General features: G+C 28.8%; 25 protein-coding genes. 1 reads left to right on the top strand and 24 read right to left on the bottom strand.

Annotated features, from left to right (window positions below; all coding sequences use genetic code 11):
• Window positions 1–2: 2 nt before the first annotated feature.
• Complete coding sequence (locus JW646_RS09510; protein ID WP_074920238.1) at window positions 3–1,007, top strand: ATP-binding protein; 1,005 nt, start codon at window positions 3–5, stop codon at window positions 1,005–1,007.
• Between the two features lie 48 nt (window positions 1,008–1,055).
• Here the strand turns inward: JW646_RS09510 and JW646_RS09505 are convergent, their stop codons facing one another.
• The 24 genes from JW646_RS09505 to rpmH form a co-directional block, all read right to left on the bottom strand.
• A complete protein-coding gene (locus JW646_RS09505; RefSeq protein WP_148558495.1) occupies window positions 1,056–2,345 on the bottom strand; it encodes an adenylosuccinate synthase in 1,290 nt (429 codons plus the stop codon).
• A 123-nt stretch (window positions 2,346–2,468) separates the two neighbouring features.
• A complete protein-coding gene (locus JW646_RS09500; RefSeq protein ID WP_228417312.1) occupies window positions 2,469–2,774 on the bottom strand; it encodes a hypothetical protein in 306 nt (101 codons plus the stop codon).
• Window positions 2,775–3,018: 244 nt separating this feature from the next.
• Window positions 3,019–4,347: a replicative DNA helicase gene (dnaB, locus tag JW646_RS09495; RefSeq protein ID WP_074920235.1), complete on the bottom strand. Its 1,329-nt coding sequence runs from the start codon at window positions 4,345–4,347 to the stop codon at window positions 3,019–3,021.
• Window positions 4,348–4,369: 22 nt separating this feature from the next.
• Window positions 4,370–4,819, bottom strand: coding sequence for a 50S ribosomal protein L9 (gene rplI / locus JW646_RS09490; protein ID WP_074920234.1), 450 nt, complete (start codon window positions 4,817–4,819; stop codon window positions 4,370–4,372).
• Complete coding sequence (locus tag JW646_RS09485) at window positions 4,820–6,814, bottom strand: DHH family phosphoesterase (protein WP_228417311.1); 1,995 nt, start codon at window positions 6,812–6,814, stop codon at window positions 4,820–4,822.
• A gap of 10 nt (window positions 6,815–6,824) precedes the next feature.
• Entirely contained in the window at window positions 6,825–7,775 is a 951-nt protein-coding gene (locus JW646_RS09480) for a DUF2232 domain-containing protein (protein ID WP_228417310.1), read from the bottom strand.
• Between the two features lie 6 nt (window positions 7,776–7,781).
• On the bottom strand, window positions 7,782–8,102 hold the full coding sequence (locus tag JW646_RS09475) for a MazG-like family protein (protein ID WP_074920231.1): 321 nt from the start codon (window positions 8,100–8,102) through the stop codon (window positions 7,782–7,784).
• Window positions 8,103–8,353: 251 nt separating this feature from the next.
• Window positions 8,354–8,581: a 30S ribosomal protein S18 gene (gene rpsR / locus JW646_RS09470; RefSeq protein ID WP_018590090.1), complete on the bottom strand. Its 228-nt coding sequence runs from the start codon at window positions 8,579–8,581 to the stop codon at window positions 8,354–8,356.
• 18 nt (window positions 8,582–8,599) lie between these two features.
• Entirely contained in the window at window positions 8,600–9,052 is a 453-nt protein-coding gene (gene ssb / locus JW646_RS09465) for a single-stranded DNA-binding protein (protein WP_018590089.1), read from the bottom strand.
• A 42-nt stretch (window positions 9,053–9,094) separates the two neighbouring features.
• Complete coding sequence (rpsF, locus tag JW646_RS09460) at window positions 9,095–9,373, bottom strand: 30S ribosomal protein S6 (protein ID WP_074920230.1); 279 nt, start codon at window positions 9,371–9,373, stop codon at window positions 9,095–9,097.
• Between the two features lie 377 nt (window positions 9,374–9,750).
• Window positions 9,751–10,971, bottom strand: a complete 1,221-nt coding sequence (locus tag JW646_RS09455; RefSeq protein WP_074920229.1) for an aminotransferase-like domain-containing protein — start codon at window positions 10,969–10,971, stop codon at window positions 9,751–9,753.
• Window positions 10,972–11,050: 79 nt separating this feature from the next.
• Window positions 11,051–11,236, bottom strand: coding sequence for a DUF951 domain-containing protein (locus JW646_RS09450; RefSeq protein WP_074920228.1), 186 nt, complete (start codon window positions 11,234–11,236; stop codon window positions 11,051–11,053).
• A 449-nt stretch (window positions 11,237–11,685) separates the two neighbouring features.
• Window positions 11,686–12,978, bottom strand: coding sequence for a tetratricopeptide repeat protein (locus tag JW646_RS09445; protein ID WP_074920227.1), 1,293 nt, complete (start codon window positions 12,976–12,978; stop codon window positions 11,686–11,688).
• Window positions 12,979–13,200: 222 nt separating this feature from the next.
• A complete protein-coding gene (locus tag JW646_RS09440) occupies window positions 13,201–14,070 on the bottom strand; it encodes a ParB/RepB/Spo0J family partition protein (RefSeq protein WP_074920226.1) in 870 nt (289 codons plus the stop codon).
• A gap of 1 nt (window position 14,071) precedes the next feature.
• Window positions 14,072–14,845, bottom strand: coding sequence for a ParA family protein (locus tag JW646_RS09435; protein ID WP_074920225.1), 774 nt, complete (start codon window positions 14,843–14,845; stop codon window positions 14,072–14,074).
• 57 nt (window positions 14,846–14,902) lie between these two features.
• Window positions 14,903–15,688 carry a nucleoid occlusion protein gene (noc, locus tag JW646_RS09430; RefSeq protein ID WP_074920224.1) on the bottom strand — a complete coding sequence of 262 codons (786 nt, stop codon included), beginning with the start codon at window positions 15,686–15,688 and terminating at the stop codon, window positions 14,903–14,905.
• Window positions 15,689–15,836: 148 nt separating this feature from the next.
• On the bottom strand, window positions 15,837–16,556 hold the full coding sequence (rsmG, locus tag JW646_RS09425) for a 16S rRNA (guanine(527)-N(7))-methyltransferase RsmG (RefSeq protein WP_228417309.1): 720 nt from the start codon (window positions 16,554–16,556) through the stop codon (window positions 15,837–15,839).
• Window positions 16,549–18,444, bottom strand: coding sequence for a tRNA uridine-5-carboxymethylaminomethyl(34) synthesis enzyme MnmG (gene mnmG, locus JW646_RS09420; RefSeq protein WP_148558487.1), 1,896 nt, complete (start codon window positions 18,442–18,444; stop codon window positions 16,549–16,551). The genes rsmG and mnmG overlap by 8 nt, the downstream gene beginning before the upstream one ends.
• A gap of 93 nt (window positions 18,445–18,537) precedes the next feature.
• Complete coding sequence (gene mnmE / locus JW646_RS09415) at window positions 18,538–19,917, bottom strand: tRNA uridine-5-carboxymethylaminomethyl(34) synthesis GTPase MnmE (protein ID WP_074920221.1); 1,380 nt, start codon at window positions 19,915–19,917, stop codon at window positions 18,538–18,540.
• Between the two features lie 127 nt (window positions 19,918–20,044).
• Window positions 20,045–20,710, bottom strand: coding sequence for an RNA-binding cell elongation regulator Jag/EloR (gene jag, locus JW646_RS09410; protein WP_330490298.1), 666 nt, complete (start codon window positions 20,708–20,710; stop codon window positions 20,045–20,047).
• Complete coding sequence (locus JW646_RS09405) at window positions 20,646–21,395, bottom strand: YidC/Oxa1 family membrane protein insertase (RefSeq protein ID WP_074920220.1); 750 nt, start codon at window positions 21,393–21,395, stop codon at window positions 20,646–20,648. Before JW646_RS09405 ends, jag begins: the two co-directional genes overlap by 65 nt.
• Window positions 21,396–21,418: 23 nt before the next feature.
• Complete coding sequence (gene yidD, locus JW646_RS09400; RefSeq protein ID WP_074920219.1) at window positions 21,419–21,670, bottom strand: membrane protein insertion efficiency factor YidD; 252 nt, start codon at window positions 21,668–21,670, stop codon at window positions 21,419–21,421.
• A gap of 45 nt (window positions 21,671–21,715) precedes the next feature.
• Entirely contained in the window at window positions 21,716–22,057 is a 342-nt protein-coding gene (rnpA, locus tag JW646_RS09395) for a ribonuclease P protein component (RefSeq protein ID WP_074920218.1), read from the bottom strand.
• Window positions 22,058–22,132: 75 nt separating this feature from the next.
• Window positions 22,133–22,267, bottom strand: a complete 135-nt coding sequence (gene rpmH, locus JW646_RS09390) for a 50S ribosomal protein L34 (protein ID WP_007285206.1) — start codon at window positions 22,265–22,267, stop codon at window positions 22,133–22,135.
• Between the last annotated feature and the right edge of the window lie 527 nt (window positions 22,268–22,794).

Genomic DNA, 22,794 nt, shown 5'->3' with positions numbered 1-22,794 from the left:
AAATGCAGGAATCAAAATTAAGAGATATTCTTACTAGTTACGAGAGAAAAAGAGATAAAGCAGATCGGCTACTAGAACAAAGGAAAAATGATGTTTATAAACAAATTCCTAAAGTAAAAGAAATAGAAGATGAAATTAGCAAAGTTGGATTAGAGATGATGAAACTTGTTCTTAAAAATCCATCAAATAAGGATACTCTTACATTAGAGGCCAAAGAAAAAATACAAGCTTTAACTAGCGAAAAACAAGCTTTATTAGATGGTTGGAATGTTCCTAAAGGTTATCTTGATATTCAATATGAATGTAGTATGTGTAATGATAGAGGTTTTCTCCCAAACGGTAAAAAATGCAACTGTTTAAAGCAAGCAATTATTAACGAATCTTATAAAATGTCTAATTTGTCTAGAATGTTAGATAAACAAAATCAGTGTACATATGACGACAGTATTTTTTCAGAAGAAGTTGATCCAAGCACTGGTGTTTCTCCTAGACAAAACATGCAACTAATTTTATCTGATTGTGATGAATTTATTTATGATTTCGATAAAGACAATGATAAAAACTTATTGTTTTATGGAGATACAGGACTTGGTAAAACATTTATGTCTAGCTATATTGCCAAGGAACTTCTTGATAAAGGATATTTAGTAATATACCAAACTGCCTTTAAAATGTTTGAAATCATAGAAGAATATAAATTTAGAAATTCTGATCATCATTTATCAAGAGATGATTACGAAAATTTATTTGAATGTGATCTTTTAATAATAGACGATTTAGGTACAGAACTTACTAATTCATTTACTATTAGTGAATTATTTATAATTCTAAATACTCGTTTATTAAATGGCAAAAAAACTATTATTTCTACTAATCTTAATCCTGCACAACTTGGCGAACTTTATTCTCAAAGAATTTTTTCACGTATTTTTGATAAATTCAAAATGATTAAATTTGTTGGTGCTGATTTAAGATGGCAAAATAAAATATCTAATTTAAATAAATAAAAGGAGAAAACTTATGACAGTTTTCTCCTTTTTGTTTCATGTGAAACTCTATGCAAATATATTTTTTCTTATTATTGTTTGAGTTCTGTTTGGACCAACAGATACTAAATCTATATTAACATCTATTAATTCTTCTATTCTAGCTACATACTTCTTAGCATTCTCTGGAAGATCATCAAAGTTTTCAACCTTTGTTATATCTTCATGCCATCCATCTAATTCTTCGTATACTGGCTCGCATTTTGCTAAATCTTCTAATGAAGCTGGGAAGTTGTTTATTATTTCATCTCCCATTTTATAAGCAGTACATATTTTTATCTTATCAAATCCTGTTAATACGTCTAATAACATGAATGAAATACTTGTTAATCCATTTACTCTAGCTGCATATTTTACTATAACAGCATCGAACCAACCACATCTTCTAGCTCTTCCTGTAACTGTTCCAAATTCATGACCTTGAGTTCTTATTTTATCTCCAGTCTCATCATGTAACTCAGTTACAAAAGGACCTTCTCCTACTCTTGTTGTATAAGCTTTTACTATACCAACAACGTCTTTTATCATGTTTGGACCAACACCTGCACCTACTGCAAATCCACCTGATATAGGGTGTGAAGATGTTACAAACGGATATGTTCCAAGATCTAAATCAAGTAATGTACCTTGAGCACCTTCAAATAATACTTTTTTATTAGCTTTTATTGCATCATAAACTATTACAGTTGTATCATCAACAAATGGTCTCATTTTTTCTGCATATACAATAAATTCATTGTATACTTCATCAAAATCAAACATAGCTTCTTTCTCATATACACCTGTAACTATTTTGTTCTTTGCTTCTATTTGAAGTTTTAATTTTTTAGCAAAAATTTCTTTATCCATTAAGTCACAAACTCTTATTCCTGATCTCTCTGTTTTATCCATATAGCAAGGACCGATACCTTTTTTAGTTGTTCCTATTTTGTTATCTCCTCTTGCTTCTTCTGCTAATCCATCTAATTCTTTATGATAAGGGAACACTATGTGAGCTCTATCACTTATTTTTATATTCTTAGTACTTATTCCATTACTTTCAAGCATTTCTATTTCTTCAAAGAAACCTTTTGGATCAAATACTATACCATTTCCTATTACGTTTATTGTATTTGGGTTTAATATTCCTGATGGTATTAATCTTAATGCAAATTTCTTTCCATCTACTACTAATGTATGACCTGCATTATTTCCACCTTGTCCTCTTATTACTACATCAGCTTGAGTAGCAAGAAAATCAATAACTTTTCCTTTTCCCTCATCGCCCCATTGAGAACCAACAACTGCTACTGTTTTCATTTATTTCACCTCTATTATCTATATATTAAATTTCATATAATCTAATATATAATTTATTTTCAACTTATTATCGAACACTTACGTTATATATTTTAACAAATATTCGTTTTAGTTTCAACTTTTTTAATTTCTAATTGCTTTTAATATGTATCTTTCTATTTCTTCTAAGCTTTTTCCATTAATAATATTATCCCTTTTTTCAATAAATATATCATTAAATTTCTCAACTTCATCTAAATCCTTACCCGTAAAAACTTTTTCTATAGATCCTGTCATTGTATTTATCATGTATATATTATATTGATTGTTCTCTTCCATCAAATAAATTACTAATGTTTCTTTTAATTCATTATCAACAATCCTAAACAAGTTACTTTCTTTATTAACAATTCCCATATCTGGATATACAAAAAACATTTGTACTTTCATTTTATTATTCTCCATATTAACTTATTTTGGGGCATAAATATGAGTTGTTTAAAAGATATTACTATCTTGTAAACAACTCTTTCATTAAGTTTTACACATATTTATTCAGTTATTCACATTTATCCACATACTATTTGTGGATACTGTGTATAACATTTCATTGTATAGTCTGCATTTAATACTATTTTTTCATAATTATCCACATTTTTCTTAAATATAGAAAGGTTGTTCTGTGGATATATGTTTATATTTCTCTAACTTTGTCGGCAAATTTTTGTACTTGACCAAACCAGACTAATTCTACATTACCAGTTTCGCCATGTCTATTTTTTGCAATTATAACTTCACCTATATTTTTCTTTTCAGAATCGTCATGATAATATTCATCTCTGTATAGGAACATAACTATATCTGCATCCTGCTCTATAGACCCAGACTCCCTTAAATCTGATAATATAGGTCTATGGTCTTTTCTAAGTTCTGGAGAACGAGATAGCTGTGAAAGAGCAACCACAGGACAATCTAGCTCTTTAGCTAGTATTTTTAAAGATCTAGAAATTTTAGCTATTTCTTGTTGCCTGTTTTCATTTTTACCCTCTCCCTCCATCAATTGAAGGTAATCTATTAGGATTAAATCTAATCCTTTTTCTATTTTTAATCTTCTACATTTTGATCTTATCTCTGATATTTTTATACCAGGAGTATCATCTATGAAAATATTAGCTTCTGATAATACTGCCATAGCATCTATTATCCTTGGCCAATCTGATTCTCCAAGAGAACCAGTTTTTATTTTACTCAGCTCCACATTAGATTGTGCAGATAACATACGTTGAACTAGCTGTTCTTTAGACATCTCTAAACTAAATACTGCCACAGATGCATCACCTTTTAATGCTGCATTTTGAACAAGGTTTAGTGAGAATGCTGTTTTTCCCATGGCAGGTCTTGCCGCTAGCAGAATTAAGTCTGTTCTTTGAAGTCCATTTATTTTTTTATTTAAATCTGTAAATCCAGTAGTTATTCCTGTAACATCACTTTTTTGCGTACACAACCTTTCAATCATATCAAAGGTATCTTGTAGAACTAAGTTTATTGGTTGGATATCATCACCAGATTTTTCTTGAGATATATCAAATATATTTTTTTCTGCCTGATCTAATATTTCCTGAACATCTGTAGAAGCATCATATCCTAAGTTTATAATCTCATTAGACGCCTTTATAAGCTGTCTCATAACGGATTTTTCTTTCACTATGTTGGCGTAATACTTTACATTTGATGTCGTTGGAACTATTGTTGAAAGGCTTGTTAGATAGCTAATACCTCCAACATTATCTAAATGACCTTCTTTTCTTAATTCCTCTATTAATGTTATCAAATCTATTGGTTCATTATTACTATTTAACTTTAACATAGACTCATATATTATTTTGTGAGCTTCTTTGTAAAAATCACTAGGATTTATAGTTTCTGCCACAGTTATAATTGCGTCTTTATCAAGAATAATAGAACCTAATATTGATTGCTCTGATTCCACACTATGTGGAGGAATTCTACTTATATCCTCCATTATTATCACCTCAACCTAGTGCTTATTGTTTTTCTTTAACATCTACTCTTACCTTAGTAGTAACTTTTTGATGTATTTTTATTTCTACAAATCTTGATCCTAATACTCTAATTGGTTCATCAAGTAAAATTTTTCTCTTATCCACTTCTATATTATGCTGTTTCTTTAATTGTTCTGCTACATCCTTAGAAGTTATTGATCCAAATAATCTTCCAGCATCACCAGCTTTAGAATATATAGTTACAGACATGTCTTCCATTTTCTTTCCTAATTCAACAGCTTCTTCATATTCTTTTTGAGCTTTTAATTCTTTTGATTTATTCTTTTCATTTAATTCTTTTACATTTGTATTGTCAGCAACTACTGCCATTTTTTTAGGTAATAAAAAGTTCTTTGCGTATCCATCACTTACTTCTTTAACTTCTCCCTTTTTACCTGTTCCTTTAACATCTTTTAATAATATTACTTTCATTTAGTCTTCCTCCCTTAAGTATTGTTCAATTATTTCATGTACTTTCATATAGGCTTCTTTTATAGATACTCCCTCCAGCTGAGCACCGGCTATATCCATATGTCCACCTCCACCTAGCTTTTCCATTAAAACGTGTACATTTATCTTTCCTAATGACCTTGCACTTATAAATACAGTTCCATCTTTTTCACCAAGTATAAATGATGCCTCTATTTTCTTTACTGTCAATAATTCATCTGCAGCCTGAGCAATAACCACGTTAATATTTTCAGACTGTATTTTTGAATAAGATATACAGATTCTATTATCAATAATACGAGTATTACTTATAATTTCTGCTTTGGTCTTAAAATCTTCCACATTTGATCTAAATAGTTTCTTAACTTCTGTAGTATCTGCTCCTACCTTCTTTAAATAAGAAGCTGCCTCAAAAGTTCTTACTCCTGTTTTAAATGCAAAGAATTTTGTATCTAAACTTATACCTGCAAGAAGCCCTTCTGCTGTAAGTTTATTTATTTTAACATCATCCTCTAAATACTGGACAACTTCTGTTACCATTTCACAAGTAGATGATACATAAATTTCATGGAATGATAAAACAGTATCTTGAATAGATTCTACACCTTTTCTATGGTGATCTATTACAGCTACTTTTTTGCTTATCCCTAGCAACTCTTCACATTCAGTATAACTAGGCCTATGAGTATCAACTACAACTACTAATGTCTCTCTCGTACAATTTTTTATTGCATCTTCTTTACTTATAAATAAATCCTTATAATATTCACATTTGTTCAATCTGCTTACAAACTCATCTATAGACTCGTTAACAGAATCCAACACTATATATGTTTCTTTTTTCAAAGATTTACATATATCGTATATACCTACTGCTGCTCCCATAGCGTCTAAATCAGGATATTTATGACCCATTATATAAATAGTTTGACTTTGAGATACTATCTCTTTTAATGCATGGCCTATTAGCCTAGATTTAACCTTTGTTGTCTTTTCAACGGCCTTAGACTTTCCACCATAAAACTCAAACTTATCTTTTGTTTTTACAATAGCTTGGTCTCCACCTCTACCTAAAGCTAAATCCAAAGCTCCAGTAGCAAGTTTAATATTTTCATAAATTGAATCTCCACTTCTGCCAACGCCTATACTTATTGTTACAGGAAGTGTATTTCCATAATCAATACCTCTTATTGTGTCCAATATAGCAAATTTATTTTCTTGAAGTTTAGATAAACCTTTTTGATTAGTTATAACTATGTATTTATCCTTAGAAGTTCTTTTTACTGCTGCTTGTAAAGATATTTCCAAGCCACATAGGATTCTTTCTAGTTCTACAGAAATTAAAGATCTTTTATCCTCATCTGCACTCTTTAATACTTCATCATATCCATCTACTTGAATTAACATTATTATATTCTTTTCTTCCTCATATTTTTGAGAAAGAGCTAAATATTGTGTTTTATCTATCCAATAAAGCATCATCAAATATTTCACTTGATCATCTTGTTCATTTTTTATAACATTATAAACAACTGTATACTCTCTATCGTTGTAGCTTACATCAGTATACATTTCTTTATTTTCATTTAATACTTTTCTTAGATTAAGATTTTTAACTATATTATCAATATTTTCGCCAAGCAAGTCTGGCGACTGTGTCATGTCATAAAACCTCTTGTTATACCATGATATATTTCCATCAAATTCGAGAATACAAAGAGGTATAGGTAAATTCATTATTGCCTTTTTTGTTGTTTCATCTATATCTAAAGACAGATTCTCGATGTATCTATTCCACTCTTTTTTTCTAAAATTAGCAATTCTCCAATTGTGAAATACTATATAAATAAATGCAAAGAAAAACAAACATCCTATATACAAATTATAGAAAAGTAGGATTAAACTTGTTATTCCAATAATTAATATATATATATTTATTTCTGGCATATTTACTTTAAAACTTGGTTTATTCCTCATTCCTATCCTCCTATATAGATTTATAAGCTCTCACATTTCTAAAGTCTAATATACTATCTACCATACCTATAAAAGAAATTCCTGTCATTCCAAATATACCTACGCACATTGCACCTATAAACACTTTTTTATTTATCCCATTTTTTAACCATTTTTTTATAAAATAAATAGATACGGCTATGCCTTGTACTATAAACATAAAGTTAAATACCATTTGTAGATTTAAGAATATTGCATCTGTATACAATGGTGTTTTTATATAGGACAAGCCTAACATTAATAAATATAATATAAACGAAATAACGATAGCATTTCCCGGTAAATAAAAATTCCTGAATTTTATTTCATCAAAACTTCCATATTTCATTCTTTTAAGAGCATATATTTCAACAAAATATATAATTATTGCTGAAATCATTCCTCTAAAAAATAATATAGTAGGTATTATATTTTTAAATGTATCTATAATATTTGTTGTACTTAATAATTCATTGTTACTTATAGATTGTAACAGGCTTTTTTGTGATTCTATACTTTCATTGAATACTTGAATCATCTCATTTAAGATATCAGCTCCGAAAGCATATTTTGATATAATATAATGTACTACTATAGAAAGCATAAACACTATAGAACCTGCAAAAATCGGTTCATATTTATTGCTATCTTCTTTACTTAAAATTTTTTTAACTATAATACCTATAACTGTTCCAGGAACAATGCTGTTTATAAATATATCAACTGCATATATAGGTTTACTTAAAAGTATTAAAGCAAAGAGTGGAATTATTAGTGATATTATATTATTTTTAATATTTGATAATGTTCCGATTAATGCAAAAGGTATTGGTATTAATAATAATATTAAACTTAATTGAGGAACATTTAAGCTTATCAATATTAATATTATAGCTAAAATGACTATCTGTAATACCTTCGATAGCCTTAAATCTTTATTCAATTTATATCACTCCCTATTGTCCATGTGTTTTTCCAATTTTGACAAATCTCCAAACCAGGTTTCTATACTGTGCTCTTCCTTTATTCCTTCTTTTGCTTTTTCCTTTATTTTATGATCTATTTCATCAAAACTAATGCCTAATCTTTTTCCTAAAAGATATGACAACATAATTAAATTAGCTATTGCATTTTGAAGTCCATCGTCAATAGGTTTTACGCCCTTAAATATTAGATTAAACAAATTACTTATACTTATCAGTATTTCATTTTTTATCCATTCTATTATTTTTACATTTTTTGTAATATCAGAACCTTTTTCTATTCGCACAATCTTCCCCCTCCTCAATATATAAACATTATATCATAATTTACAAGGTAACATACAATGAAAAAAGGAGGGCTTGTGCCTTCCTTCTAATAATATTATCAAATTATCCATATTTATAATTTCCCAAGTAATAATTTAATATTTAACTTACATAATTTATCCAAAATTTCAAAAACTATCTTTCTTATTTATCTAAAACTAATAAAAAATAAAAAAGCCCACCATTGATAAATCAATGGAAGGCATATTTATTAGTCTAATGTATATGGTAAAAGTGCTATATTTCTAGCTCTCTTTATTGCTACTGTTAATTCTCTTTGATGTTTAGCACATGTTCCTGATATTCTTCTTGGTAATATTTTACCTCTTTCAGTTACATATTTTTGTAATCTTTGAGTGTTTTTGTAGTCTATTCTAGCGTCTTTAGAAGCACAGAATTGACAAACTTTTCTTTTCTTACGTCTTTTCTTGTTTATCATTTAGAGTCCCCTCCTTTTCTAAAATGGTATTTCGTCATCATCTATTGCTTGGAAACCATTTGGATCTAATCCTTGTGGTGCCTCGAAGTTAGGTTCGAAAGTCGGTTGCGAACCTTGATGACCTTCTCCGTATGGGTTTTCAGATCTATTTTTATTGCTCTCTAAAGCTTGTACTGAATTAGCACTCACTTTAGTAAAAGTTCTATTTTCTCCAGATTGTGTTTGATATCTATCAACTCTTAAAGTTCCTTGAACTGCAACTAATCTACCTTTTGAGATATAATTTGCACAAAAGTCAGCTGCTTTTCCCATCACTTCGACAGGAATAAAGTCTGTTTCTTTAGTTCCATCTTTTTTAGTATAGTTTCTATCTATAGCTATTGTAAAGTTAGCAACAGGTGTTCCACTTCCAGGTATATATCTTAATTCTGGATCCTTAGTTAATCTACCAACTAATACTACATGGTTCATAAAAGCACCATCCTATTCATAATAAAACTAGTTAAACGCTAATTAAGCACAAACTATCATATGTCTTATTACGTTTTCGTTTATTTTTAAGTTTCTGTCTAATTCTTTTGGAAGATCAGCAGAAGCTTTGAAGTTTACTAACACGTAGAAACCTTCTGTGAACTTAGCTATTGGGTAAGCTAATTTCTTGTTTCCCCAAGTGTCAACTTTTTCAACTTCGCCATTAGCTGAGATTACTTCTTGAACTTTGTTCATTACTGCTTCTTTAACTTCGTCTTCAGCGTTTGGTCTTACAACGTAAACTAATTCATAATTCTTCATTAAATTTCACCTCCCTTTGGACTTAACGGCTCCACTTTTGCAGAGCAGAGAAATGAGAATAAATTCTCATACTTATGTATTTTATCACTTATAATAATCTCTGTCAAACTATTTATGCCTAATTTTACTTTGTATAATTTAATAATAGTTTTATATTTATTTAGAGTTTAAAAATTTTATTTATTTTATTCAATTTATGTATATTTTTATTGCTTGTGATAAATAATACAAGTATATATAGCCCCCATAACTTAAATATATTTCATCCCAATCTCCCAAATGGATAGCTTAATAGCTATCCATTTTAAATTGAAAACGGACAAAGAAAACCTTTGCCCGTTTTTTAGTATTCACCTATATTATAAGTTTTATACAAATTATTTATTAGTAGCTAACTCTTTTTCTTCGTTTTTAGCTAATTCTTCTCTTAATACTTCTCCCATTCTCTTTATACCTTCTACTATTTTTTCTTCAGGCATATTTGAATAGTTAAGTCTACAAGTATTGTATACTCCACCATTTGGATAGAATGACTCACCTGGAACATATGCTACATTTTTCTCTAAACATTTTTTAGCCATATCACCAGCATTAATTCCTTCTGGGAATGTAACCCAAGTAAATAGTCCTCCTTGTGGATGTGTAAACTCAACGCATTCTGGGAATTCTTCTTTCATAGTCTTTAACATTATATCTCTACGCTTAACATAACACGATTTTATTTTTGCAACGTGCTCATCTAAATCATACATATCCATAAATTTGCTTACTTCCATTTGGCTTATTGTAGAAGCTTGTAAGTCAGATCCTTGTTTACAAATATTATATTTAGCTAGTATTTCTGGAGCTGCACAAGTCCATCCTAATCTATATCCTGGACAGAATATTTTTGAGAAAGTTCCAAGATAAATTACTAAACCTTTAGTATCTAATGATTTTAATGATGGTAAGCTTTCTCCATCAAATCTTAATTCCCCATATGGATTATCTTCTACTACAGGTATTTCATATTTATTTATTATTTCCATGAACTTAATACGTCTTTCTAATGGCCATGTTCTACCTGATGGGTTTTGGAAATCTGGTATTACATAAATTAATTTAACTTTATCATTTGAAGCTAGAACTTTTTCTAAATCTTCCATTATCATACCATCATTATCAGTATTAATTTCTATAAATTCAGGCTCATAAGCTTTCATTGCATTTAATGCACCCATGTAAGATGGACTTTCACATAAAACTACATCACCCTTGTCTAAAAATGTTTTCCCTGAGAAGTCAAGACCTTGTTGAGATCCACTTGTTACTAATATATCATCTGGACCTACGTTAGTTTTAAGAGTTTTGTTCATTCTTGCAGCTATCTTTTCTCTTAATGGAAGATAGCCTTCTGTTGATGTATATTGTAATGCTACTCTCCCTTGTTCTTCTAATACTGCAACTGAAACTTTTTTCATTTCCTCCACTGGAAATAATTCTGGAGCAGGCATTCCTCCTGCAAATGATATTACCTCTGGTCTAGCTGTAAGTTTTAATAACTCACGTATAGCTGACCCTTCAATTTTACTCATTCTGTCTGCAAATCTAACTGCCATGTTAACGCACCCCCTATATATTACCTAATGATCTATATAAATTTTATTAGGTTACTACAACTGTTTAACTAAAGCTTTCCTATTTACTTACAACTTTCTTTATTCTTTTCTCTAAAGTTTGTCTATCTAACATAATCAATCTTTTACAGTTAGTGCATTTAATTTTTATATCCATGCCTACTCTAACTATTTCAAATTGTTTACATCCACAAGCATGTTGTTTTTTTAGTTCTACTATGTCACCTAAATTAAGATCCATTGGCATAAAAAATCAACCTCCTTACTAATTTAGATTTTGCTTTTGTTGCATTAATTTTTATGATATTTAATAAGTCCCCCAACACATTAAACACCTTTTTATTGTTTTATATTTTCAGTTAAAAATCAATAGATACAACACCACTTTTTATAATAAATATTTTAAGAAGTAGTATTAATATGAAACATAATAATTGCTTTGCCTTAATTATTTTTAGTAGATAGAAATGAATTAAGACTGATAATACTATTTACTTTAATAAAATTATTTAACTTTATTGCTTCAGTCTTTAAATAAAAAATCTTTTATTTATTCTATTTAGATATAATTATAAATTGCTTCAATACCATAATTATACCAATTGAGTATACAAATGTAAATTTGTTATTATCATATTTTTTAAATAATCACAACAATAAAAAGCTTTTCCATAGTAATATTTAATATGTTAAACATTATATAATATTTAACTCTTTATACATAATAACACCTTTTTGGTAATATTCTAATTCTCTTTCTTTTGATATACTCGAATATAACTTACCTAATTCAATGTATAAACTAGCTAATATTTTCTTACTTTCTAATCCTTTTGCAATATCTATGCACTTGTTTAAATAATCGATTGATGTTTCTACTTCATCCTTATTATTATACATGTCTGAATAGAATTTTAGTGACTTATACTCATAGTACTTATCTTTATTTTTAATAGATGACACTAGGGCTAATTTACAATATCTTTGAGCCATCTCATATTCGCCTCTTTTTACATAAGAATCAATCATATTAAACAAACTTTCCATCATATATTGGTTTTCATCTCTCTTTGTAATATCATATACTTTTTGAGAGTATTCTAAGTGTTTATCTATATCTCCCATTTCTGAGTAAATTTTACTCATAGACAAATATACTTTAGCCAATCTATTTTTGTTTTCTTCTTTTTCTATTATTTCTAATGCTTTATTAAAGCATTCTTTAGATTCAGCAAATTTCCCAATGTTTAGTAGGTTTTTAGCTTTTAGTACTAAAATATTAACCTCTTCTTTTATACAATCTTCATTATCTATTTTATCTATTTTTTCCATAAACTCTAATGACTTCTGAGGTTGATTTAATTTCATGTAACACTCAGAAATTTTACTGTATAACTCTTTATATATGTCTGCATCTTCTATGTTACTTTCGTCTAGGACCTCTTTTGCAAACATAAAATGAGTTAAAGCCCCCTTGTAGAATTCATCTATCATATATATATTTCCTATATTAACATAGCAATTGTATATATCATCTTTATCTTCATTTTTTATAAAGTAATATAGTGCTTTTTCGTAATAATATACAGCACATGTATAATCTCCTTTTTTGCAATTAATCTCAGCTAATAGATTATTACATTTACCGTAATTTTCATTTAATTTGTACTCTTTACATATATCTATAATTTCTTTTATTTGTTCTTCTGCTTTTTCTAATTCATCACATTTAATATAAATTTCACTTTTTAGTATAAGATTATCTGTTATTTTTTTAGATTGCATCTCTTTTGTTTCTAGTAAATAGTCTACACTTACCCCTAATTTATTAGACAAATATTCCAACAGCTCATAGCTTGTATGTGATTTGTCTCTCTCAATATGACTTATTTGAGCTGCTGTAATTCTATCTCCAGCTAATTCCTTCAATGTCATATTTTGTTCTTTTCTAAGCCTTTTTATTTTTTCCCCTAAACTTAATATATTCATTAATATTTACTCCCCCCCTTTTTAAAGTTATTGTTATTTTATAATATAATTATAACTTATATTTACATTAAAAACATCACTAAAATATTCCTTTTTCTAATTATATTTTTTGTGTATAAATATTTAATATTATAAAAAAATACATTAAAGATTAAGTTTAAATTATAAATTTTTTACATATAAAAAGAAGGTATTAATCAAATTAATACCTTCTTTTTTTCATTAATCTTCATCCATTATCATGGATAAGATGTCATTCAATTCGTCTTGATTATTGTAAACTATTTCTATTTTACCTTTTTTCTTACCCTTTGATATATTTACCTGTGTCCCAAATATATTAGAAAGTCTTTCTTCCACATCAATTATATAAATATCTTTTTGTTCATTTTCCGGTTTCTTAACTTGTTTGTTACAAATAATTTTTTTTGCCATTTCTTCTACCACTCTAACAGATAAATCATCTTTAACTATTTTGTTAGCTATTTCTAATTGCTGATCATGATTTTCTATTCTAAGTAATGCTTTCCCATGGCCAGGTGTTATTTCTCCATTTTCAATCATTTTGATTACTTTTTTTTGCAAATTTAGTAGTCTTAAAGTATTTGTAATATGAGGTCTGCTTTTTCCCACTGCCTCTGATAACTCTTCTTGAGTAACCTTATAGTTATCTATTAAGCTTTTATAGGCTAAAGCTTCTTCTATTGCATTTAAATCTTCCCTTTGCAAGTTTTCTATAAGAGCAATTTCCATTATATCTTTAACTGGTATATCCTTAATTACAGCGGGTATTTCTTCTTTCCCTGCCATAATAGATGCTCTATATCTTCTTTCACCCGCTATAATCATATAATTAGCCTCATCTGTAGGCTTTAAAACTATTGGTTGTATCACTCCTACATTTTTTATAGAATCAGATAAAGCTTTTATTTTATCTTCATCAAATTCTTTTCTTGGTTGGTTTTTATTAGGTCGTATATTGCTCAATTTTATTTGTACAATCTCCTTTTTATCAACCTCATCATTTATCTCAGGGATTAAAGCGCTAAGACCTTTTCCTAATCTTTTACTTCTTCTAGGTGTATTATCCATACTATATTACATCCTCCTCTAATTCAATAAATTCTTCTGCTAATTCTTTATATGCTAATGTCCCCCTACATTTTGAATCATAATAAATCACCGGTTTTCCATAGCTTGGTGCCTCAGCAAGTCTTACATTTCTAGGAATTAATGTAGTGTATACACTCCCTTTGAAGTATTTTTTTACTTCTTCAACAACTTGAATAGATAAATTTGCTCTTCCATCAAACATACTAAGAACTACACCTTGTATTTCAATCTTAGGATTTAGTCTTTTTTTTACTAGTTTATATGTTGACATTAACTGACTCACACCTTCTAATGCATAATATTCACACTGTATAGGTATTAACACACTATCAACCGCAGTCAATGAGTTTATAGTAAGCATACCTAAAGAAGGGGGACAGTCTATAAAAATATAGTCATATTTATCTTTTATTTTGTCTATACTATCTCTTAGTTTATACTCTCGATCACTTTCATTTGCCAACTCTATTTCTGCACCAGCTAACTCACTGGCTGCAGCTACAATCTGTATGTTATCAAACTCTGTTTCAATAATAGCTTCTCTTATATCTAAACCATCTATTATAACTTCATATATTGTATTTTCTACAGTATTTTTATCAATTCCATAACCACTAGTGGTATTTCCTTGGGGATCCATGTCTAAAACTAATACTTTTTTGCCTAATTGTCCTAAACTTGCACTTAGATTAACATTAGTTGTTGTCTTTCCTACTCCACCTTTTTGGTTAAAAATTGCTACAGATTTTCCCATAAAGATTTCCCCCTTTTTTCTTCTTTTAAAAAAAGATTACTGCTAAGCAGTAATCCCTTATTTTTTAGGAATTTTGACTACAACTTCCATGTAATCTCCTTTATCTATTTCATTATACTTTGCTTCAATTCCTGTATTCTTTATGGCATCATATGCTTGTTTTAATGTATTAAGGTATATTCTAATACCTACTGAACATTTTATATTTTGTTTCTTTTCAGGTTCGCTCTCTGCTCTTAAAGCCTCTAATGTATCATTAATTAATTTTTCCGTTTTCTTAACTGTAAGCTCTTGTTTAACTACTTTTTGAATAATTTCCATCATCAGTTCTTCGCTAGGCAACTTAAGCAATGCTCTTGCATGTCTTTCAGTTAAACTATTTTCAACAAGGTATTGCTTTACACTATCAGGAAGTTTTAGTATTCTAAGTTTATTAGCTATAGTTGATTGATTTTTCCCTAATTTTTCAGCCAACTGTTGTTGGGTAAAATTATGTTCTTTTATCAAATTCTCATATCCTAAAGATTCCTCTATAAAGTTCAAATCTTCTCTTTGTAAATTTTCTAATAAAGCTAGAACTGCAGAATATTGATCTGACATATTATTTATTATTGCTGGTATAGTTTTTAGCTCAGCTAATTTTGCTGCTCTTAATCTTCTTTCCCCTGCAACTAACTCATATCCATCTTCTTTTTGTCTAACAGTAATTGGTTGAAGTATTCCGTACTCTTTTATAGATTTACTTAATTCTTCTAATGCATTGATTGAAAATACTTTTCTTGGTTGATATGGATTAGGAATTATTTTATCAACTGGTATCTCTTTAACTATTTTTTCTTCCATAACATCCCTCTCTTATTGATAAATATATTTTTACTGCAATTTATGTAAATTTATTTTGATTTTCTACTCACAAAGGGAAATTGCTTCCCTTTATGAGTATTTATTTCTTCATTTAATATTATTTTCCTTCTATATTTCTCTATATTATTTATTTTATAGGATTTTTAGATGGTTTGCCTGCTTTTCTTGGATATTTTGATGGGGTACTCTTTATTTTTTTAAATACTAATATATTGTGATTTAATTCTAAATCAGATAACTTAATATCTATTTTTTCAACAAATTCTATTCCCAAAGTTTCCATAGCTGCTTTTGACTCTTCTAGCTCTAAGTTAGCATTTGGTCCTTTAAGACATATAAAATATCCCCCAACTTTTACAAATGGAACACAAAACTCCATTAATATTGGTAATCCGGCAACAGCCCTTGCTGTAGCTACATCATACTGTTCTCTGTATTCTTCGCTTTTACCAAAATCTTCAGCTCTGCCATGAATAAATTCTATCCCTTTTAAATTTAATTCACTAGCCACTTCTTGTAAAAAGTTTATTCTTTTATTTAGAGAATCTAATAAAGTTAGATTTAAATTTTCTAAACAAATTTTTAGTGGCATACCAGGGAAACCTGCCCCAGTACCCACATCTATTAATGATATATCATCAGTTATATAATTATTAGTTACAGCTGATATAGAGTCCAAGAAATGCTTAATATATACTTCTTTTTCTTCCTCTATACCTGTTAAATTCATTACTTTGTTCCATTCAACTAATATTTCTCTGTATTTTTTTAAATTTTGAAGTTTTTCATCAGTAGCTTCTAGGCCAAAACCTTCTATACCTGATTTTAATACTGCTAAGTTATTCATTGCTTCCTCCTCTAGTTTTTCTTATTTGCTCTAAATAAATAAGTAAAACTGATATATCTGCAGGAGAAACTCCTGAAATACGAGATGCTTGACCTATAGATACTGGTTTTATAGCATCTAGCTTTTGTCTAGCTTCTAATCTTAAACCATCTATTGAAGAATAGTTCATATCTTCAGGAAGCTTTCTATTTTCTAATTTTTTAAATTGATCTATTTGTTTTAATTGTTTATCTATATATCCTTCGTATTTGGACATAATTACACATTGTTCTTTAACATCATTAGATACCTCTTCTCCAGCACCTTTTCCTATTTGTTCTAAAATGCTATAAGTAACTTCTGGACGCTTTAGAAATTCATATAATGATAAACCAACTTTTATTTCTGAACCACCAACTTCAGCTAATATATGGTTAACCTCTTTTGGTGTTACTCTTTCTGTTTTTAGTCTTTCTAATTCTTTTTCAACTTCTGCTTTTTTAGCAATATATCTTTCATATCTGTCTTCTTTAACAAGACCTATGTCATGACCTTTTTCTGTAAGTCTCATATCTGCATTATCTTGTCTTAAGTATAGTCTATATTCTGCTCTAGAAGTCATCATTCTATAAGGTTCATTAGTTCCTTTAGTAACTAAGTCATCTATAAGAACGCCTATATATCCCTCTGATCTATCTAGTATAAAAGGTTCTTTACCTTCTATTTTTAGAGCAGCGTTTATACCTGCTATAAGACCTTGAGCTGCTGCTTCTTCATATCCTGAGGTACCATTAAATTGTCCTGCGCTATATAAATTTTCAGTTACTTTTATTTCCAAAGTAGCTTTTAATTGCGTTGGATCTATGCAATCATATTCAATTGCATAGGCTGGTCTCATTATTTTAGCATTTTCAAGACCTTTCATAGATTTATATATTTGAACTTGAACTTCAAAAGGTAAGCTTGTTGATATACCTTGAATATACATTTCTTTTGTATCTAGCCCTTCTGGCTCAATAAATGTTTGATGCGATTCTTTATCATTGAATCTTACAACCTTATCTTCTATTGATGGACAATATCTCGCCCCTGTAGCATTAACTTTTCCACTATACATAGCAGATCTTTCAATGTTATCCGTAATAACTTTATGTGTATCTGTATTTGTTCTTGCTAAATAACAAGGTACTTGATCTATCTGTAAATTTTCACTCATAAACGAGAATGGCGTTATTCTTTCATCTCCCTCTTGGATTTCCATTTGAGAGAAATCTATACTATCTTTATGAATTCTAGCAGGAGTACCTGTTTTGAATCTTCTCATATTTAAACCTAAATCAACTAATTTATCCGTTAAAGAAGCTGCATATCCTAATCCATTAGGCCCTTCTTTAAACGTTCCCTCACCTATATAAATTAATGAATTTAAGTAAACTCCAGTTGCAAGTATAACTGCCTTAGCATTATAAGCACATCCTAATTTAGTTACTACACCTGTTACAATTTTTCCATCATGAAGTATATCTACAACTTCATCCATAGCTATATCTAGATTTGGCTCGTTTTCAAGTGTTTTTTTCATTTCTGTATGATATTTAAACTTGTCTGCTTGTGCTCTTAAAGAATGTACAGCTGGCCCTTTTGCCGTATTTAGCATTCTACTTTGTATAAATGTCTTGTCTACATTTATACCCATTTCTCCACCAAGAGCATCTATTTCTCTAACTAATTGTCCTTTACCAGTTCCACCTATAGATGGGTTACATGGCATCATTCCAATTGAATCTAGTGTTAGTGTTATTATTAGTGTTTTATGACCCATTCTCGCTGTAGCTAATGCAGCTTCACATCCAGCATGTCCTGCTCCAACAACAATTACATCATAACTTCCCGCATTATATGTTTGCATGTTTTCTCCTTTCTTAAATAATGTTTCACGTTAAACGTTAATATCTTATTAATCGTTTCATTTATAAAGTAACTTTATTTAAGCTTATTTTATTTATTTACCTATACAGAAGTTTGCAAATATAGTATCTAGTAAATCTTCCTGTACAGTATCTCCATTTATATACCCTAAATAATCCCATATATTCTTAAAGTCAACTTCTATGAAATCATAAGGCAGTCTTTGATCTATTCCATCTATAGCATCATTTATGGCATTATATGCTTTTAGTAAGGCATCCTTGTGTCTAGAATTTGTAACAACTACACTTGAGTTATTTTTTATATCTCCTTTAAATACCATCGATTCTATTTTATTATGAACCTGTTCAATACCTTCATTCTTTAATGCTGATATTTTTATTATACTATCCTTGTCAACATATTTAGCTATTTCTTCCTCTGATACAACTTGATTAAGATCATTTTTGTTTAACAAAATAATAGTCTTTTTATCCACTGCTTGTTCTAATATGTCTTTGTCTTCTTGTGACAGTTCTTTTGAACCATCTATTACGATTATTACTAAGTCTGCTGAGTTAAATGATTCTCTAGATTTTTCTACACCTATTTTTTCAACTATATCTTCTGTTTCTCTTATACCTGCTGTATCAACAATTTTTAAAGGAATTCCCTTTATATTAACGAACTCTTCTATTACATCTCTTGTTGTTCCTGCAATTTCAGTAACTATGGCTCTGTTTTCTCCTAAAATATAGTTTAGTAATGATGATTTTCCTACATTTGGTTTACCAACTATAACTGTTTTTAGGCCGTCTCTTAAAACTTTTCCGCTTTCAGCTGAGTCATACAATGATTTTATTTCACTTCTTAATCCTTGCGCACTCTCAATAAGCATTGCATAAGTTATTTCCTCAACATCTTCTTCACTAAAATCTATTGAAACTGTTAAATGGGCTAAAACTTCCGTTACCTTGAATCTTAACTCTTTTATTTTATTAGCTAAGGCACCACTTAAATGACTTTGAGCTACCTCTTGAGCCTTATCTGTTTTTGCTTTAATTACATCAATTACAGCTTCGGCTTGAGATAAATCTATTCTTCCATTCAAGAAGGCTCTCTTTGTAAACTCACCTTCATCAGCAAGTCTTACGTCTTTACTTAATATTAGTTCTAATATTTTTTTTACTGAAATAAATCCGCCGTGGCAATTTATTTCTATTACATCTTCTGCTGTATAAGAATTAGGTCCTTTCATAAAAGCAAGTAACACTTCATCTATTTTTTTATCACCATCAAATATATGGCCATATATTAGAGTACGAGTTTTATAATCTGTTATATTTTTCCCTGAAACAGATTTAAATATCTCCTCAGCTACTGGAAGTGATCTACTTCCACTAATTCTTATTATGCCTATTCCACCTTCTCCTGGCGCTGTTGCAATTGCTGCTATAGTATCATCTATAAACATGATATCACCTCTATATTTAATCTATTTTAAATTCTTAACTATTATTTAAAATTATAACCTTAATTTTATCATTATATTAAATAAATTACAAAAATTAAACCCCCTAAATAGTTAGGAGGTTTGAATTTTATCTTTTATATTCAATCACTAGTCTTCTATATGGATCTGTTCCTTCACTATAAGTAATTACATACTTATCGTTTTGTAAAGCTGAATGAACTATTCTTCTTTCATAAGGATTCATATAGTCCAGTTTTTTAGTTCTTCTAGTTTTTGCTACTTCACGAGCAACTTTTCTAGCATATCTAACTAATGATTCTTCTCTTTTATTTCTATAATTTTCTATATCAACTAATACTCTCATACGAGAATCTTTATTGATTTTATTTAAAGCTAGTCCAGTTAAAAATTGTACTGCATCAAGAGTTTCTCCTCTTCTTCCAATTAAACAAGTAGCTTCCTTTCCTTCAATGCTAATTTTAATTAAGTTCTCCTCTTGAGTGGCATTAACTTTAGCATTTATCTTAGATTTTAATAGAATACTTTCTATAAATTCCTTAGCAATTTCTATTTCTTCTTTTTTTATTACTTTCACTTCATATATTCCATCTTTAGCCCCTAGGAATCCTAGAAACCCCTTAGAAGGATTTTGAATAACATTTACTTCGATGTCTTTTTCTTCAACGCCTAATTCCAGTAATGCTGATTGAATCGCTTCTTCTTTAGTCTTACTTGTTATTTCTATCTTTTTTGTTTGACTTTGCATTGCTGTTAGGTTTTCCTGATTTTTCATCTTCAACTACTGCCTCCTTAGAATCAGCCAGTTTAGCTTTTAAAGGACTTGTTATTAATTGATATTGAGCTATAGAGAACAAGTTACTTGTTATCCAATATATTGCAAGACCTGCTTGGAAAGTATATCCCCAGAATAATGACATTGCTGACATTACATAAGTCATACTTTTCATCATATTTTCAGTTTGCGCATCCCCAGTAGACATCATTTTTTGCATGAAGTAAGCACTTATACCTGAAAGTAATGCTAGGCTGATACTTCCTGTTGCAGAAATATCTTTTATCCATAAGAAACCTGCTTGCGCTGCTTGTGCTGCCACATCTGCATTTGGAAATACACCATAAAGTACAGGTTCTCTTAATACATTAAATAGTCCTATTAATATAGGCATTTGTATTAATAATGGCAAACAACCAGCTAGTGGATTAATCTTTGCTTCTTTATAAATCTTCATTAGCTCTTCTTGCTGTTTTTCTGGCTTATTTTTATATTTTTCTTGAATTTCCTTTATTTTAGGTTGGATGTCTTGCATTGCTTTTTGAGATCTTATTTGTTTTACCATTAAAGGGACTAATAATAATCTTACAAATAGCGTAAATACAACTATAGACAATCCATAATTATTCACAAACTCAAAAATAACTCTAAGTATATGACCTAATACATTACTTATAATACTCAATTGTATACCTCCTATTAGTACGCTTATTTTAGAGGATCATATCCTCCTGGATGGAATGGATGACACTTTAAAACCCTTTTTATTGACAAATACATACCTTTAAACAATCCATATTTTTTGAAAGCTTCTATTGCGTATTGAGAACAAGTAGGATAAAACCTACATGTTGGTCCCTTCAGAGGAGATATATATTTTTGGTAAAATCTTATCAAGTAAATACATAATTTCGATAAGCAGGTATTTATTTCCTTCCATATATATACTATTTTATTCAACAATTTTAACCTCCATAAAATAGGTGTTATTAAATATGTATAGTTTTAAAATAAATTTGCCCTTTTAATCAAATGCTTCATTGCTTTTTCAACCTCAGTGTATTCAGCATCCTTTATGGCAACTCTAGCTATAAATACAATGTCATAACCAGATTTTATATTACCATCTATATTTAACCTATACGATTCTTTTATTCTTCTTCTAGCTTTATTTCGTACATTGGCCTTACCTACTTTTTTTGAAACGGATATACCAACACGATTATTATCCGACTTATTTGGAAGCGTATACATAACTAATAATCTATTTGCTATAGATTTTCCATATTTATAAACGTTCCTAAAATCTGAATCTTTTTTTAAGCCTTGTGTTTCTTTAAAGTTCATATTAATATCCTCCGTAAACACAGCTATGTAATAAATTACATAAAAAGGCCACTATTAAAGCGGCCTTTTTAATTATTAATGAGTTAATCTATTTCTTCCTTTAGCTCTTCTTCTTTTTAAAACATTTCTTCCATTAGAAGTTTTCATTCTTTTTCTGAATCCATGCTCTTTTTTTCTTTGTCTCTTTTTTGGCTGATAAGTTCTTTTCATTCTATTGCACCGCCTTTCACAATTTTTTTCCGTTTATAAAAATAATAACTTTACTGTCAAAGTAAACATAACACATATTATTATAAATCCTTTTATATTTGTTGTCAACGTGTTTTATAGCCATTAAATCTTAGTTTTTATTCTTTATTTTTAATCTTAAAATTCATAGTTTCCAAAAAAATATATATTATTCTTATATACTAATGTAATTTCTTTATTTTTTTCATTGTTGATTAAATTATTCACATCACGACATAATTGTGGATAATTTGTTCAGAACGTATTGAAGTTTGACATATATTCTGATATTATAAATATACTTGTTGATAATGTTAATAATAAATAATAACATATTAAACTTATACACAATCTGTGGATTAAATTGTGAATAAGTTTTCATATCTTAGACAATAATTGAGTAAATGAAGAGTTTTTACTATATATTTTACTATTTATAAGTTTATATACACCCTGTTTATATTTTTAAAATTATTTTTGATAATTTTATTTATTAAAATGTTATCCAC

It is taken from the genome of Terrisporobacter hibernicus, assembly GCF_020809405.1.
Classification (GTDB): Bacteria; Bacillota; Clostridia; order Peptostreptococcales; family Peptostreptococcaceae; genus Terrisporobacter; species Terrisporobacter petrolearius.
The sequence above is the reverse complement of the archived record's forward strand: the minus strand, read 5'-3'. Positions and strand labels throughout refer to the sequence as shown.